We start from the raw sequence: 15,951 nt of genomic DNA, 5'->3' as shown, positions 1-15,951 counted from the left end.
CCTGCGCAGCATGGAAATCCTATGCTTTTGAAAGAGGTAATATATGATCTTTCAATTTTCATAATTATGCTCCATTGCTTCTCCTTTCCACGACATTACACGTAACGCCTTCAAGAACGGCTGCGCATAGTGACGTCCGAGTGTTTTGACCTGTTAAACTGCATGTACTTGCATATCCATTTTAATTGACTTGGCCAACCCACCTAAGTCTCCGTATATAGTTTTTGCACTTATGTTCATTTTTCTAAGAAGAGCATAAGTATTCTCGTAAATTTCATATGGAACAATGTATTTAACTGAAAATACGTTTTTATACATATCACTAGCGAGTAGCTCCTCTATTCGTTTCTCCTTATCCCCGGAAATTAAAAATGTCCCAGACTGCCTATCTATTCTTGCATTCAATTCTAATGGCTCTGTAATCCAAACAACCTCATAGGAAAAACGATCAACAACGTCATCAAATAATTCATCTTGCTTGCCAACAATTTCATGCCTTGTTCTCGAGAAGGTGGAGTCACGCCTCGAAATATATGCTAATGACTCGTCCATGATTGAACTGTAGTTTAGAGCATAAATAGCAAAATCATTTTTAAGAAGAGGATTGTATGCTTCCAGTGCGAAATACAAGGCAACATAAGGACTTTCGGTAAAGTCTATTAATCGCGTAGGTGCTCCGTAGTGTTGCATCATTGATAGCCAAGCCAGTTTGCTTTTTGGCTCATGCTCATCACCGTTATAAATATGATATTTTGATTTAAATAAATTAAGGTAGTGATCTTCAAACTTACTGGCTAGTGCACTAGTCCACTTATCTCCTACAGTACGCTCTAGTGTCGACTCAAGTTTCCAATTGGAATCTGCGTGCCCTCTATAGATAAAACTATTTGGAAGTTCATTCAGGGAGCGGATCAGATCTTCAGAATCTTTAATTTTTATTTCTGAAATCACCCCTTAACCCTCATATACTCTTCATGCATTTGTTCTAAAACCTGACTGTTTGTTGCTTCTTGGTCAACAGTCACTACAACAGCATCGCCTTTCATTTTTATATTTTTAGTTTTATTTCCTCTCGAAATGACAATTCTTGCAGAAGCCGTATTTCCAGTGGCTGCGGTAGATTTAGCTACAGATTCAGCAACTTCTTCATTTAATGCTTCTCCAATAACCTCAAGGATTCCTGATGATGCCCCTATACTTTGCGCATAAACTGATAAGGGCTTTTGAAAAATCTCATCAGCATCAACAGGATTTGGTCCTGTAAATGTTGCTCGAAACTTTCGTATTGAATAAGCTCCTCGAAGTTTATCCAGAAAATCCTCAGGATCGGGTATAACATCGACTCTGACATCAACCCCAGTATCTATTGCTGTTTTGGCTTTAGAAAGAAGGTCCCTTAATCTTCTTGCGATGGTGGCGGCATCGGGTGCCAACTTAGACTTCTTTGCTATTCCAATAAGCCCAACCATTGCATCAAAAATGACAACTGTATACGGTCCAGAATCATCTAACTCATCAACAAAATCACCTGACTCTTTGTCGAATTTCTCAACCGTTGTTTTTGTAGTTCTACCGACCGCAAACGAGCCGGAAGAATCATCAAATAGTTCTACATTACCAATATGCCACTCACTTCCACTTGACAAAGTATATTCCGGCTTATCTTGTATAGACTTGAGAAAAATACACATTGAGGATTGGTTCTCAGCTAGCAATGGTAGCTGAGAGGGCTTAATAAACTTCGCCCTGTATAAGTGATATTCACGAGTCCCCAATGCTCAATCTCCTTTTGATGTATGTTTGCAATTTAACGCCAAAAGCAGCGGCCGAGCGGAGCGAGGTCCTATCCCGCAGGGCGATGCTGCCTTTTCTTGTCAGGTTATTACCACTTCTTGGAGAAGCTAGACTTGACAGTCGTAGATATATACGAATTTAGGCCATGACCCTGCTGTGCTAGGGCCTGCATTCGTGCAACGACAGATGCGCCAGGTCGAACCGAGTCATACAGATAGTTACGATGCCTGCCAGACATAAAACGTACCGTAATTGATCCCTCGCCCAATTCGTATGCTTCTACATTCGAGTTTCCATTCATATTTTTATACGGCGTCATTTTGAACTCCCTTTCTAAATTTATAGTTGTGACTTTTTTCAAACCTTACAGTTGATTGGACAGACGGCTTTATAATTACTTACTAATGATTTCTTAATGACAACACCTCGCTCGGTCGACTAAATCTTTAAAATTTCTCTACAAAACATTTGTTATCTTCTTATTGCTGGGTGCGTTATGAATACCATACCCACCAAGCCACGCACGTCGACATGTGGCTGCTGCCACGCAGAACCAAGCACTCAACGCTCAGGGGTTTTTCTACGGCAACATACTTGATAGGTCGCTGGGCGATATCGGTAACACTGTGCGGGCGAAGCGCCCTGCCCGTATCCCGACAGTACTGACGCACAGTGAAGAAACCGAGATCATTGTGTTGCTGCCTGAGCCTCACAAACTGATTGCGTTGCTGATGTACATCACGGGGCTGCGCGCTGTCGAAGTCTGCCGGCTGCGAATCAATGACATCGACTTCGACACGGTGCGTAGCGGAAAGGGAGGTAGGGACGGTAGTGGCATTCGCAAAGCGCAGACCCTGTTTGGGCATGCCGATGTGCCTGGTACGCAGATTTATAACCATATCCTTGGTAATGCCTTTGCCGGTGTAGAAAGTCCGTTCGGCTGAGCTTCGGCTGCGCTGAGCTGTCCCTGTCGTGCTTCAAGACTATTCCAGGGCGCAATGCGCTGTCTATGCCCCTACATATAATAAGGCCATGCGAGATCGTTGTTTATGTCACTCTCGTTTGATCGATAGCGCCGCGGGTTAGCGTTATATCCTCATCCAAGTTAATGATCAGACCTGTGCACTTGCCCAGCACACACCTACCCGCTCAAACATCGCCTTTAAAACACGACGGCGGCACGCCTTCCCACCGTTTGAAGGCGCGTCTGAAATTGGCGACGTCGTTATAGCCGAGGGAATAGGCAATCTGTTCAACGCTAAGGCGCCCTGCCTTGAGTTGTTCCAGAGCCAGCGTGTGGCGTACTTCCTGAAGGATTTGCTTGTACGAGGTGCCTTCCTCGCGTAAATGCCGATGTAATGTGCGCGGGGTGAGCAAGAGCAATCGAGCGATGGCATTGAGGCTGGGAAAGTTCTGCTGCCGTTCGAGCAAGAGCCGACGGACACGTGAACTCACTGCCGCAGTTTCGCGGTGCTTGCTCAACTCACGCTGGCAAATCAGCTCTGCTTGCTTGAGCGCTTCGGGATCGGCCATGCGCAAGGGCTGATCCAGCTGAGCAGAGCTGAAGGTAAACCCGGCCCAAGGCTGAGCATAAGCCACAGGGCAGCCGAATATTTCAGCAGCCAGTGGCGCGTAGCGCGGTGCAGCGCAGGGAAAGCTGACTCGCTCTGCACGGACAGCGCCTTGAGTCGCCGCATCGAGCACGTTTTTGATCGACAGCATCACCGCCTCAAACACACTGGTCTGGATCGACCCCAACGGGTAACAAGGAACCAGCTGTATCTGCTCTTGCTGCAACGCCACATCGGTTATGTGCTCAAGCCGAACAAGGCTGGTGCGCAATCCAAGATAGCGCTCCAGCAACTCAATGGCCTGGCGCAACGTGGCGCTTTGCAGGGCGGCGAAACCGAGGATGCCATGACTGTTAACCAGCAGACGCTCGCCGAGCAGCAAGCCCAAGGCTGGTTCTGCAGACACCTGCAGGGCCTCTTCAACCAACCGGCAGAACAACTCATAACTCGGGTGAAAATCAGCCGCATCAAGCTGCTGCGCGTCTACTCCACAGCGCTGCAGCCAGACATCTGAGGGCTTGCCCATCGCGTCGAGTATTTCGCCGATCTGACGCAGGTAAAGCGCAGGAAGCATGAAGTCGGACATAGCATTTCACTGGCTGGCACGAAGCCACAATGTCAATTAATGACCCCATGAATGTCAATCCTTAACCTCACGCCAGTCACGCACACGGCCTAGCCTATCGACCATGGGCCTGCCTCTCGCGCTCGTGCGCGAACGCTACAAACGCCCATAAACAATACGTGCCCATAATGATAAAGAGACGACCATGAACGCTCTGCACTACCTCAAGTTCTTCCTGTTCCATTTGGTTGGTTTATTCGCCATTGTCGCTATCTTCGCGGGCGGCGCGTGGATAACGCTGGCGTTGATCACGATTGTCAGCGTTTATCTGGTTGGCGACGCCGTGGGCGGTGACGACACCAGCACACCAACGCTCAACCATCCGTGGATACTCACCACGCATTTATGGCTGGCATTACCGTTATTGGTGCTGTTGGTGTTTGCTGCGGTGTGGAGCGTCAGCACGACTGACTTTGCAGGCTTCGGCGCCGCCCTCAGCCAACTCAGCGGAGTTGACCTGTTGGCCGCCCGCGAAAGGACGTCCATTGGCCATCACTTTTCCGCCTGGATACTGACCGGCCTGATGATTGGCATGCTCGGCACCATCACCGCACATGAGCTGATTCACCGGACATGGGACCCGATCTCTCTGTTTATCGGTCGCTGCCTATTGGCCTTCAGTTTTGACACGGTGTTCTCAATCGAGCATGTCTACGGTCATCACCGTTACGTGGCCACGCCGAAGGACCCGGCCACTGCCCCGCGCGGGCGCAACGTGTACACGCACATCGTTAAATCAACGATTGATGGCAACCTCAGCGCTTGGGAAATTGAGAAGAAGCAACTCGCTCGAAAAGGAAAGCCTGTATTCAGCTGGCACAACCGGGTTATCCGCGGGCACCTGATGAGCGTGTTGCTGGTGATTCTGGCTTTTGCCATCGGCGGCATTGCGGGCATGTTGTTCTTCATCGCCTGCGCTTTGTGGGGTAAAGCGCTGTTGGAGATTGTGAACTACATGGAGCATTACGGCATCGTTCGTAACCCCGCCACGCAGGTGCAGCCGCGTCACTCATGGAACACCAATAAACGGCTCAGTTCCTGGACCATGTTTAACCTGACCCGCCACTCGCACCATCACGCCAAAGCCATCACCCCGTATCAGGATCTGCGGCCATTTCCGGATGCGCCGATGATGCTCGGTGGCTACCTGACCACCATTGTCATCGCCATGTGCCCACCGTTGTGGCACAAGCTGATGGCGCCAAAATTACTGGCCTGGGACCGCGACTATGCTAACGCCGAGGAGCGTGAATTGGCCCGTCAGGCGAACGCCAGCAGCTCACAGCCCGCGCTGCAGAAGGCGACGGCTTAAGCCCAAACTGCTTGGGTTGGCGTCCATGCCAACCCAAGCCACAAGTCGCTCTAACCATTGCAGCTTGCCTCTGCAACAATCAGATGCTCAAGCCTTCGCCTGCGCTTGGGCGCACCAGCGTTTGCTCTTCTCACGGCCAGAAATCACCTGAACTTTCAATTATCAAGGCCCTCAGAAACTTAAGGGAGGTTGGCATCTGGCCATTAATGGCACGCCGGTTCGGCCTCGTCATACAGCAATCGATTTTTTTCGATAAGCCATCTGACAGCGTGAGGAGATAACGTGAGTGACATTAAAAAACAGGCACGAATTTATCGCATGGTCATGCCCGAACACATCTGCCCGTTTGGTTTAAAAGCGCTCGATCTACTCAAGCGCGAAGGCTACAACGTGGTTGATAAGTGGCTGCGTACGCGCGAAGAAACCGATGAGTTCAAGCAACAACATGCGGTCGAAACAACCCCGCAAATCTTCATTGGCGGTGAACGGATCGGCGGGCTGGATGAGCTGAAAAGCTACTTGGGTAAACCGGCCAAAGACCCGGATGCAGTGACCTACCAGCCGGTTATCGCGGTATTTGCAACGGCAGCACTGATCGCGATGGCTTCAACGTGGGCGACCTTGGGCAGTATTTGGACGGTGCGCACAATTGAATGGTTTATCGCAATCAGCATGTGCATGTTGGCATCGCTGAAATTGCGCGATTTAGAGAGCTTCACCAACATGTTTTTAGGCTACGACTTGCTCGCGCAAAAAGTCGTGCGCTATGCCTATGCGTATCCTTTTGCCGAGTTGATTGCCGGGGTGCTGATGATTTCCGGAGCGCTGATCTGGTTTGCCGCGCCACTGGCCCTGTTCATCGGCAGCATAGGCGCCTACTCGGTTTACAAGGCTGTTTACATAGAAAAGCGTGACCTCAAGTGTGCCTGCGTAGGTGGCGACAGTAACGTGCCGCTAGGATTTATTTCCTTGACCGAGAACCTGATGATGGTCGGCATGGCAATTTGGATGTTGGTCGCATACTGAGCAATGATGGCCGATGCCTGATGATCGGCCGCTCAATGCAAACGGCTTAAACGCAGCGCGATGCAACAACGCTGCGCTTGGCTCATTCAAGCGATGAGCGTCAGTTCATCAAGCGTCCACGACTCGACAGCCCCTGCAACCGCATCGCCATAGGCAATCATGTGCGGTGCACTCATGTGGTTCTGCCACAACTCACGGGTTTGCCACGTTTCATGGAAAACGAAGTGGTTGGGGTTTTCATTATTCACGTGCAAGTCGTAATTAATGCAGCCCTCTTCCGCTCGGGTACTGTCAATCAGCTTCAACAGTTCGGCTTTAACCAGGTCTGCGTGGCCAGGGATGGCTTTGATGTTGGCAACAAGAGTGAGTACAGTCATTTTCAAATCCCTTTGAACATTGAGTGATGCGCTGCGGTTAAACAGCGCGTGTGATACAGCGACCCAGTCGGGGCGCTAGAAACCTTCCAATACAATCTTGCCAATCGAGCGGCCCGCTTCCAGTTCGGCATGGGCGGCGCGCAAGTTCGCGGCATTGATTGGCCCTAAATGCTTGCCGACCGTGGTGGCAATGCGTTCTTGATCAATCAAATCAGCCACCAGATCAAGCAGCCGACCCTGCTCGTGCATATCGTTGGCGTTATGCATGGAGCGGGCGAACATGAACTCGAAGTGCAGAGACAGGCTTTTCGGCTTAATTTTGGTTGCGTCCAATTCTTCAGGATCATCAATCAAAGCGATCCGGCCAAAAGGCTTGAGCATTTCGATGTAGCTGTCCAAGTACGCCGCCGAATCATTCAGGCTGGCAACATGGGTTACCTGACCAATACCCAGCGCCTCAACTTGCGGAGCCAGCGGCTGCGTGTGATTGACCACATGATGCGCGCCGAGCTTTTTAACCCAGGCTTGCGAGCTTTCCCGCGAGGCTGTGGCGATGATCGTTGCGCCGGTTAAGGTGCGTGCCAATTGCAGCAGGATTGAACCGACCCCGCCGGCTGCGCCGACCACCAGAATCACCTCATCCGACGGCGCGGCTACATTGTCAGATATTTGTTTGATTTGCAGGTGTTCGAACAACAACTCCCACGCGGTGATCGTCGTCAGCGGCAATGCCGCCGCCTCACTGTCACTCAGACGCTTGGGCTTATGGCCGACGATGCGCTCATCCACCAATTGATATTCAGCATTGCTGCCCGAACGCGTCAGGTCGCCGGCGTAGTACACCGCATCACCCGGCTTGAACAACGTGACCGCTTCGCCGACCGCCACGACTTCACCGACCGCATCCCAGCCCAACACTTTGTATTCGCCGTCCTTGGGCGCAGCTCGCAAGCGCACTTTAGTGTCCACCGGGTTTACCGCTATCGCCTTGATCTTCACCAGCAGATCGCGGCCGCTGGCCACAGGTTGCGGCAGTTCAATATCGATCAGTGCAGCAGAATCGGTAATAGGCAGTGACTTGCTGTAACCAATAGCTTTCATGGGTGACTCCAGTCATTCAGTTGATGGCACCTAGAATAGGCCTTGATTTACCTGAGATATACGGAGTAATAATTGATTAATTATCAATAGATTTTTGACTATATGCTCATTGAAGACCTGCACGTCATCCTCAAAGTCGCCGAGTTTCGCAATATCACCGCGGCCGCTGCACACTTGGATATGAGCACGGCCACCGCCAGTGTCGCGATAAAACGCGTTGAGGCCGCGCTGGGCACCGAGTTGTTTATCCGCACGACACGCAAGCTGAGGTTATCGAGCGCGGGGGAACGTTATATCCCGCAATGCGAACAAGCGCTGCTCATGCTTGAGCACGCCAAGCAGAACATGAAGAGCGATCTGGATGTGGTCGACGGTGAGTTGCGCATCGCTCTGCCTTCCGATCTGGGCCGTAATATTGTGGTGCCCTGGCTGGATGAGTTTATGCAGGCGCACCCCAACGTCAGTCTCAGCCTGAATATCAGTGATCGAAATCTGGATTTCTATCGCGACCCGATAGATCTGGCCCTGCGTTATGGCTCGCCTAAAGACGCCAATGTTTATGGCTTTAAGATCTGTAATGTGCCGCGCGTTGTCTGTGCCGCGCCTAGCTATCTGGAGCAACACGGCACACCCGAGCACCCGCATGATCTAGCGTCGCATCAAGGCCTGTTTTACCAACTGCAGGACACCCTGCATAACGTCTGGAATTTTTCCCAGGGCGCCGGCAGCTTCAAGGTCAAGATGAGCGGGCGCCATGCCTCGAATGACACCGACTTGGTCAGGCGCTGGTGCGTCGCGGGGAAAGGCATCGCCGCCAAATCAAGTCTGGACATGTCACGCGACTTGCTCGCCGGCAATGTCGTCAGTGTGCTGGATGAGTACCAATGCGCGCCCACTGAGCTGTGGCTGATTTTCCCCAGCCGTCAGTCCATAACGCCGGCCGCACGCCTGTTGCGCGACCTGCTCAAGGAGAAAACGGCTGAGGTATTGGGCCAGTTAGTCAACCGCGGCATCCTCGCGCCCAGCGCCCTCGACTGAGGTGGCAGCGGTCGATTAACTGGGCGCTGCGGACGATTGTCTGCACAAGCGCCCACCCGGCCAGCGCTTTGCGACAGCGGCAATTGCAATGTGGATTACAGTTGGTCGCGGCTGACGCCGCTGCGAACCCGAACAATATCGGCGAGTACCGCCAAGGCTATTTCAGCCGGCGTTCGGCTGCCGATATTCAGCCCGATCGGCGCATGAATACGGGCAAGCTCGGCGTCAGTCAAACCGCCCACACGGCTCAATCGTTCAAGGCGCTTTTGCGAGGTCTGCAGTGAGCCCATCACGCCGATATAAAATGCGTCGGTGCGTACGGCTTCGATCATCGCTAAATCATCAATGCGCGGATCATGAGTTAACGCCACAACGGCGGTATCACAATGACACCCTCCCTCGGCGATAAACTGCGAAGGCAGTTGCCGGCGTATCTCTACGTTTTCCAACACCACGTCCGCGATCACTTCCTCACGTGGGTCACACAAGATCACCTCGAATCCAAGGCCCACCGCAAACTCGGCGCACACCTGAGAAACACTGGAGTAACCCGCCAACAGCAAGCGTTGCGCCGCTCCCACCCGCACACGTACCCGGTCGATTTCACGCTCAATGCGCAAACCTTGTTCGCGGTCGGCAAACAGACTGCGCGCACCACTGCTCAGATCAACCTCACGAATGAGCCGCTGTTGCCCGCGCAAAGCAGACACCATCTGCTGCAAATGCGCCTGCACCTCGCAACCGGGTTGCATATGCTCGACCAGCACATCAAGCACGCCGCCACACGGCAGGCTTACCCGCGCCTGTGCATCGTCGCCTTCGCCATAACGGACGATGGTCACTGGCCGGGCAAACTCGCCCTGCGCCACTTGTTCAAGAAATGCCTCTTCAACACAGCCGCCCGACAAAGATCCCAACCATTGGCCTTGCGCGTTCACCACCAACAACGAGCCCGGCGCACGGGGCGCCGAACCGTATGTGGCGAGTACCGTACACAACCAGATTGGCTGGCCGGCCTGTGACCATTCCAGCGCTCGGCGTACAACTTGTAAGTCAAGATGCTGCACGTCAGTCAGCCTTGCTATGCGTATCAGACTTATCGGCTTGCAGCTTTTGCACATCGCTGACCGCAAGCTCGCCGGTCTGCCCGCCCCAGCGTTGGCGCAGGTAATTGAGCAGGTCGGTCAGCTGCGTCTGGTCGAGCTTATCGGCGAAGCCCGGCATCGGCTGCATACGCTCAAACCCGGAGAACTGCTGCTCATCAATACCGTCTTCAATCACCCGCAGTAAGTTGCGCGGATCATCCAGGCGCACGGTGGTGTTGCCGCGCATGGCGACCGCGATGTGCGGTTTGCCTTCACCCTCAGGCGCGTGACAACCGGCGCATACATTGAGGTATTGCTGATGGCCGCGTTTGGCACTGTCATTCAAATCATCCAGAGTCCGTGTTTCGACGACTTTAGCCGCTGGCGGTGTGTCGCCCAGCAGATAAGTCGCCATTGCCGCCAGGTCTTTATCGTCAAGGAACTGAGTGCTGTTGTGAAACACCGGATACATCTCATTGAACATCGTGCCCTGGGAGCTCATGCCGTGCTTGAGGAACGTGCTCAGATCCTGATGATTCCAGCCACGGTTCGCCAGATCATCAGCCAGCAAGCTGGGTGACAGATAACCATTGAGCAGGCCGCCGCTTAAGTGCTTATCGACTTCCATTGCGCCGGTTGCACTGCGCGGGGTATGGCATTCGCCGCAATGCCCCATCACCTCAACCATGTATTGCCCACGCTGCCAGGCCTCGCTTTTATCCTCGGCGGGCTTTAGCTGAAGATCGTCGGCGTACATCAGGTTCCAGGCGGTTAACCCCAAGCGCACATTAAACGGAAAGCTCAGGCTGGTTTCGGGAGCGTCACGCTCGATCGGCGCGACGGTTTTAAGGTAGGCGTGAATCGCGTCGGAGTCTTCACGCGGCATCAGGTGATACGAGGTGTACGGCATTGCCGGATAAAGATTGGCGCCGTCACGCCGCTTGCCTTCGGTGAGCGCGGCAAAGAACTCATCATCGGTATACAGCCCGATTCCATGTTCTTTGCTTTGGGTGATGTTGGTGCCATAAATAATGCCGAATGGCGACTCAATCGCCAGCCCACCCGCGAATGGTGCACCGCCCGGCGCGGTGTGACACGCCATGCAGTCAGCCGCCCGGGTCAGGTACTCACCGCGCTCGACCTGATCATCCGCCTGCGCCTGCAACAACGGCGCAGCCAAGCCAACCGCCAAGGTGATGCGGGTCAGTAAATGCTTCATGCTTAACCCTCCTTGACCAGGCCGAGATCGGACAACACATTGCGGGTGGCGCTGTAATAGCGCACGTAGCCGGTGCAACGGCAAATGTGATGGCCCAGGCTGTCTTCAATGACCTGTTCCAACTGACTTTTGGCAACGGGTTGGCGTTGAAGTTTTTCGACCAATACGGTTGCCGCGTTAACAAAGCCCGGCGCGCAGTAACTGCACTGGAACGCAAACTCATCAACAAAGCGTAGCTGGATGGGATTCAACTCGGTGACCACACCTTGTTCATCGCGCTTGGCGTGGCCCTCAATCGTGCGAATTTTTTTACCCGCGAAATAATGCGCGCCGGTAATACAGGTGCGCACTTCTTCGCTGGTACCGTCCGGATTATCAACGATCACCACGCAGGCATGGCAGATGCCCTGACCACAGCCGAGGCGTGAGCCGGTAAGGTTGTTGTATTCGTGAAGGTAATCAATCATCGGCAGGTCATCAGGGATGTCCACCGCGTCGACGGGCTTGCCGTTGATTGTCATTTGCAGCGGATGCTTAGCCATTGAGGGCCTCCTTGATGCGAGCTGGCGAGATTGGCAAATCGCGTACGCGCTTGCCGATTGCATGGGCAACAGCGTTACCGATTGCGCCGACCACCGGGATCATCACCACTTCGGCAATGCCCTTGGACGGATCGCTCGCCGACAACGGCGGCAGAATTTCGGCCGTCTGCTTCCACACCGCCACATGCTTGGCCAGCGGCAGGCGGTAACGGTTGAAATTCCAGTCGCCCTCACCCGGCCCGCCTTCATACAAGGGCATTTCCTCCAACAACGCATGGCCGATGCCCATGGCGATGCCGCCTTCAAGCTGCCCTCGGACCAACTCTTCTACCAATACCCGGCCGCACTCAACCCATGAGTGATGATTGAGCACCTGCACCTCGGCAGAGCCTTTGTTGACCTTCAATTCAACCAGCGTCGCGACCGGGCTGTAGTAAGTCACCGCCGCGTTGTTTAGCTGAACATCGGGGTAATGCACGTTCTGCCGGTCCAGCAAGTGGAAGCCAGCGCTGTTCATTTGGGCTTTTTTAACGCTGACAGCGCCATCACCGTATTTGACAGCCAGGCTATCGAGCGGCAAGCGTTCGCGCACGCCGTCGATGCTGAACTCAGCCTCAGCCCAACTCCAGCGGTTGAAGCCATGTACGGTGGCGCCCGTCACCAAACCCTGCTCGTGGGCACGCTTGGCCAGCGTCTCAAAACTCAACGGCTGCATGCCGTTGGCCGTCAGCTTACCGTCGACCCAATGCGCATCTTCGCGACGCACCACGTAGGGATTGGCCTGACCGCCATACGGGCCTTGTCGCCAAATCTGTAACGCCGCAGGCCAAAGACCGTGATTGAACAGGACCCGCGCGGCTTCGCGGGTGGCGTGGCTGAAGTAATACGCTGAGTTGGTCGCCGAGGATGCAGAAGCCAGCTTGCCGACCCAACGCGGGTTACGCAAAAACTCATTCTGCTCAGCTTGGCTCATGGTGTAAGGGTTACCGCCGGAGGTGAGCTGCAGCTCGTCCCATTCGGTTTCACCGGTTTTCACATGCGCTGCCGGAACGCCAAGGAAATCCGCGACCACCAGCGCTTGCGAAGTGGCCATGCCCGTACCAATTTCGATGCCGATGTGACGCAGGCTGACTTCGCCGTCTGCGGTGAACTCGATACTCGCCATGGGCGCTTCCGCACCGGTGCCGAAGTCCTTCTGGCAGATTGCAAAGCCGACTCCGTACCAGTTGTCCGGGTCGGCGGCCTCACGCTCCTGCTTGATCACATCACGGTTTTTCCAGACCGGATGGACTGCCGCCTTGTCGAGTATTTCATGCAAGCGCAACGCCCCGGCCGGCACAGCGCCCTGGGTATTCTTCATACCGGAAACCATGGCATTTTTCTGGCGCAACTTGATGGCATCAATATTCAGCCGGCCGGCAATTTCATCGACCATCATTTCAGTCGCCGCCATGCTCTGCAGCGTGCCGTAGCCACGCATCGAGCCGGCCTCAACGCCCCGCGAATGGAAGGCAGTGACCTGCAAATCGTTCTGCGGCATGTAATAAATCGACTGCGCTGCCGTGGCGCCAACCGCCGCCACCGACGAGCTGTAGTTCGCACGCCCGCCGCCATCGACGGTCATCTCGGAACGGAAAATCTTGAAACTGTGATCGTTCTTGTCCACGGCCAGTTGGTAATGGATATCGAACGGATGACGCTTGATTCCGCTTTGGAACTGCTCGTAACGGTCATTCGCCAGCCGCACCGGCACACCGTTGCCGTACAACGCCGCGAGCGCCGCGTAATAAACGAAAATATTGTGGTCTTTAGAGCCATAACCCACGGTGTAACCGGGGTGAACATTGAGTTGCGCCAGACTAAATCGCGACGGCGCGATCATCTTCGCGGTTTCGGTAGCCGCTTCATGCGGGCATTGCGTCGCCACCACAAAGTGCAAGGTTTTGCTGGCGGGGTCGTACCAGCCATTGCCGTTGTCTGGCTCCAGCGCCGCTGGTTCTATCGAGGGTGTCTTGTAGCGCTCATCAAAAACCAGCCAGTTATCCGGCGGGCTATCAATCTGCTGCTTCATGCGCTCGGCATAAAACAGCCCGCGCTCAGTCAGGTTGCCGTGCAGATCAGGTTGCGAGTTCCACACCGGACGCCGGTTGCGCAGCATTGGAAACAGAATCGAATCCTTGAGGCTGGCAAACTCATCTTCATCAGCAGACGTCTTACCACCTACGCGAACATAGCGAAAGCTGCCGTAGGGATCGGTGGTGTAAAGCGCTGCTTTTTCGCCATAGCGAATAGCCTTGTCATTGAACTTGAGCTTGGCTTTGGCCTGGCGGAATCGCTCGAAGTCATGCCAGATCAGAATCGCTACCGGATGACCAATAAACATCGGCACCTGGCCAACGGGAAGCAGCGGATCGGGCGCATGGTCTTCAGGAAAGACGATGCCATCCTTGCTCAAGTCTTCGGCGGTAACGGTGCGGTCAGGCTGCAATTCAGCGCCGAGGAATGTCAGGTCGATGCCCGCAAACAGATGGTCGGCTTTGGTGGTTTTCAGCAACATGGCATGACCCTGCTGTTCGGGCCAGCCGGGCATATCTTTGGCGCGAATGTCGCGCGCGAAAACTTTGCTGCCACAGACCTTCGACATCGCATCACTGCGCGCGCGGGCTTTGCCATTGTTGCCGAGCCATTGTTCGGGCGGCACGGTGACACTGTTTTCTCTCAAGGCAGCAAGGGCCGGATTGCTTAGCGGCATAAGCGTAACGCTCACGCCAGCCACCAACCCGCCCTGCAAAAACGAGCGTCGGGATATATCACGGTTGGACATTGATTATCCTCTGGGCGGTTATCTTTCCGCCGTTTTGAGTATGTACTTTTCAGCCTCGCAGTTTGCCTGGGCATGTGCGAGCAGGCCGGCAAGCCTATCGACTCAACAAAGCTGACTTAGGGGTTAAGTTATAGATTTCTGCATTAATCGCAAACATTTTGTTACATGTAGTCCCGCCTGAGCGGCAACAGACAGCCCGGTTTTGAGGGCTCACGGCGCGTGAAAACCGCGGCAGACGGGAGAGTGACGGGCGTGATGCGAGCGTTAGCCCTGAGGCAAATCGATATCTGCAAGAATTCCGTGATCATCCACCTCAACCCGTTGTACCGCCTGTGAATTCGTCTGGATTACCGCTTTGGCGCCGGTGTCTCCCGTTAGCCCCTGCATCTCTGCCCAGAATTTGCGGCCGAATAAAACCGGATGGCCGGGCTGGCCTCGGTAGGTCGGCACCACAATCTGATCTGCCGATGCCCGCTCAATCAGCGTGTGCAACGTCTCTGGATTAATCCACGGCATATCGCCAAGAAAAATTGCCACAGCAGCTGCGCTCGACTGTTCTTCGACTGTGCGCATCCCGCTGGCAATGCTGTGCCCCATCCCGTCACGAGTTCTTTCGCTGCGCACAACATGACTGGACTGAGGTATTTGCAACGGTTCAAGATCATCGTCCGGACGCACAACCACCCATACGTCCTGCAGCAGTGAACACGGCAGGCGCAAACTTGCTGACAGTAGCTTTTGGCCATTTTTCAATTCAGCGATGCGTTTATCCGCGCCAAAACGGCGCGAAAAACCAGCCGCGAGAACCAGCCCTGCTAACGTTCGGCTTTTTCCAACGTGTGAGTGCTGCACGTTGCTCACGCCTCCTATAGCGACACTTGATTTGCGTGAAATGGATGCTCAGGCTTGCAAGCAAACACCCGATATTTGCAGGCACAATTAAAGCTGCATGCGACTCTATACTAACGATGCGCCACGCCGCAGGCGTTAAAAAAGTATTAACACCGCCCGACCAACCTGTATTTGAGGAGCTTCGCTTTCGTGACCACAGCAGCAGAAAGCCCAACTAACACGCCGCGCATCATCGGCTTTCATGCCCACGTCTACTTCAATGCAGAGACACTGGAATTGGCCCAAAAGCTCTGCGAGCAGGCCGCGTCCCTGTTCCCCTTAAAGATGGGCCGCATTCATCAAAAACCAGTAGGGCCGCATCCCGACTGGAGCTGTCAGCTGGCATTCAAACCCGAGTTATTCGGTCAGGTCATTCCCTGGCTTGCCCTTAATCGTCAGGGTCTGGTGGTGTTCATTCACCCGATTACCGGCAACGACCTTGTCGATCACCGCGATCGCGCCATGTGGATGGGCGCTGTCCGCCCGCTCGATCTTTCGGTGCTGCCAGAAGAAACGTCGCATTACAGCTTCTGATGCAGGGTTCGC

15 protein-coding genes are annotated in these 15,951 nt (G+C 54.1%); 5 read left to right on the top strand and 10 right to left on the bottom strand.

What is annotated here, in order from left to right; genetic code table 11:
* Positions 1–153 precede the first annotated feature (153 nt).
* Positions 154–951, bottom strand: a complete 798-nt coding sequence (locus BM395_RS09750; protein WP_090511187.1) for an FRG domain-containing protein — start codon at positions 949–951, stop codon at positions 154–156.
* Entirely contained in the window at positions 948–1,775 is an 828-nt protein-coding gene (locus BM395_RS09745; protein WP_090511185.1) for a DUF4747 family protein, read from the bottom strand. Before BM395_RS09745 ends, BM395_RS09750 begins: the two co-directional genes overlap by 4 nt.
* Positions 1,776–2,327: 552 nt before the next feature.
* Here BM395_RS09745 and BM395_RS09735 point away from each other — a divergent pair.
* Complete coding sequence (locus BM395_RS09735; protein WP_244528967.1) at positions 2,328–2,738, top strand: tyrosine-type recombinase/integrase; 411 nt, start codon at positions 2,328–2,330, stop codon at positions 2,736–2,738.
* A 205-nt stretch (positions 2,739–2,943) separates the two neighbouring features.
* On the opposite strand, the gene BM395_RS09730 is transcribed toward BM395_RS09735, so the two are convergent.
* Complete coding sequence (locus BM395_RS09730; RefSeq protein ID WP_090511174.1) at positions 2,944–3,951, bottom strand: AraC family transcriptional regulator; 1,008 nt, start codon at positions 3,949–3,951, stop codon at positions 2,944–2,946.
* A 184-nt stretch (positions 3,952–4,135) separates the two neighbouring features.
* Between BM395_RS09730 and BM395_RS09725 the strand changes: the two genes are divergently transcribed.
* The gene (locus tag BM395_RS09725; RefSeq protein WP_090511171.1) at positions 4,136–5,302 is read left to right on the top strand and encodes an alkane 1-monooxygenase; all 1,167 of its coding nucleotides are present in this window, start codon (positions 4,136–4,138) and stop codon (positions 5,300–5,302) included.
* A gap of 282 nt (positions 5,303–5,584) precedes the next feature.
* Positions 5,585–6,328: a MauE/DoxX family redox-associated membrane protein gene (locus tag BM395_RS09720; protein WP_090511168.1), complete on the top strand. Its 744-nt coding sequence runs from the start codon at positions 5,585–5,587 to the stop codon at positions 6,326–6,328.
* 86 nt (positions 6,329–6,414) lie between these two features.
* Here BM395_RS09720 and BM395_RS09715 read toward each other — a convergent pair whose 3' ends face one another.
* Together BM395_RS09715 and BM395_RS09710 are read right to left on the bottom strand one after the other, a co-directional pair.
* Entirely contained in the window at positions 6,415–6,705 is a 291-nt protein-coding gene (locus BM395_RS09715; protein WP_090511165.1) for a putative quinol monooxygenase, read from the bottom strand.
* A gap of 75 nt (positions 6,706–6,780) precedes the next feature.
* On the bottom strand, positions 6,781–7,806 hold the full coding sequence (locus BM395_RS09710) for a zinc-binding alcohol dehydrogenase family protein (RefSeq protein WP_090511162.1): 1,026 nt from the start codon (positions 7,804–7,806) through the stop codon (positions 6,781–6,783).
* A 102-nt stretch (positions 7,807–7,908) separates the two neighbouring features.
* Here BM395_RS09710 and BM395_RS09705 point away from each other — a divergent pair, with 102 nt between their 5' ends.
* A complete protein-coding gene (locus BM395_RS09705; protein ID WP_090511159.1) occupies positions 7,909–8,844 on the top strand; it encodes a LysR family transcriptional regulator in 936 nt (311 codons plus the stop codon).
* A 95-nt stretch (positions 8,845–8,939) separates the two neighbouring features.
* On the opposite strand, the gene BM395_RS09700 is transcribed toward BM395_RS09705, so the two are convergent.
* The 5 genes from BM395_RS09700 to BM395_RS09680 form a co-directional block, all read right to left on the bottom strand.
* Positions 8,940–9,911, bottom strand: coding sequence for an XdhC family protein (locus BM395_RS09700; protein WP_090511156.1), 972 nt, complete (start codon positions 9,909–9,911; stop codon positions 8,940–8,942).
* 1 nt (position 9,912) lies between these two features.
* Entirely contained in the window at positions 9,913–11,148 is a 1,236-nt protein-coding gene (locus tag BM395_RS09695) for a c-type cytochrome (RefSeq protein WP_090511153.1), read from the bottom strand.
* A 2-nt stretch (positions 11,149–11,150) separates the two neighbouring features.
* Positions 11,151–11,690 carry a (2Fe-2S)-binding protein gene (locus BM395_RS09690; protein WP_090511149.1) on the bottom strand — a complete coding sequence of 180 codons (540 nt, stop codon included), beginning with the start codon at positions 11,688–11,690 and terminating at the stop codon, positions 11,151–11,153.
* Complete coding sequence (locus BM395_RS09685) at positions 11,683–14,514, bottom strand: xanthine dehydrogenase family protein molybdopterin-binding subunit (RefSeq protein ID WP_090511146.1); 2,832 nt, start codon at positions 14,512–14,514, stop codon at positions 11,683–11,685. The genes BM395_RS09690 and BM395_RS09685 overlap by 8 nt, the downstream gene beginning before the upstream one ends.
* A 264-nt stretch (positions 14,515–14,778) precedes the next feature.
* Positions 14,779–15,375: a nucleotidyltransferase family protein gene (locus BM395_RS09680; protein WP_244528966.1), complete on the bottom strand. Its 597-nt coding sequence runs from the start codon at positions 15,373–15,375 to the stop codon at positions 14,779–14,781.
* Between the two features lie 180 nt (positions 15,376–15,555).
* Between BM395_RS09680 and BM395_RS09675 the strand changes: the two genes are divergently transcribed.
* A complete protein-coding gene (locus BM395_RS09675; protein ID WP_090511143.1) occupies positions 15,556–15,939 on the top strand; it encodes a DOPA 4,5-dioxygenase family protein in 384 nt (127 codons plus the stop codon).
* Positions 15,940–15,951 lie beyond the last annotated feature (12 nt).

This window comes from Pseudomonas marincola (assembly GCF_900116605.1).
Lineage (GTDB): Bacteria > Pseudomonadota > Gammaproteobacteria > Pseudomonadales > Pseudomonadaceae > Aquipseudomonas > Aquipseudomonas marincola.
This window is presented reverse-complemented; position numbering and strand designations above follow the sequence as displayed.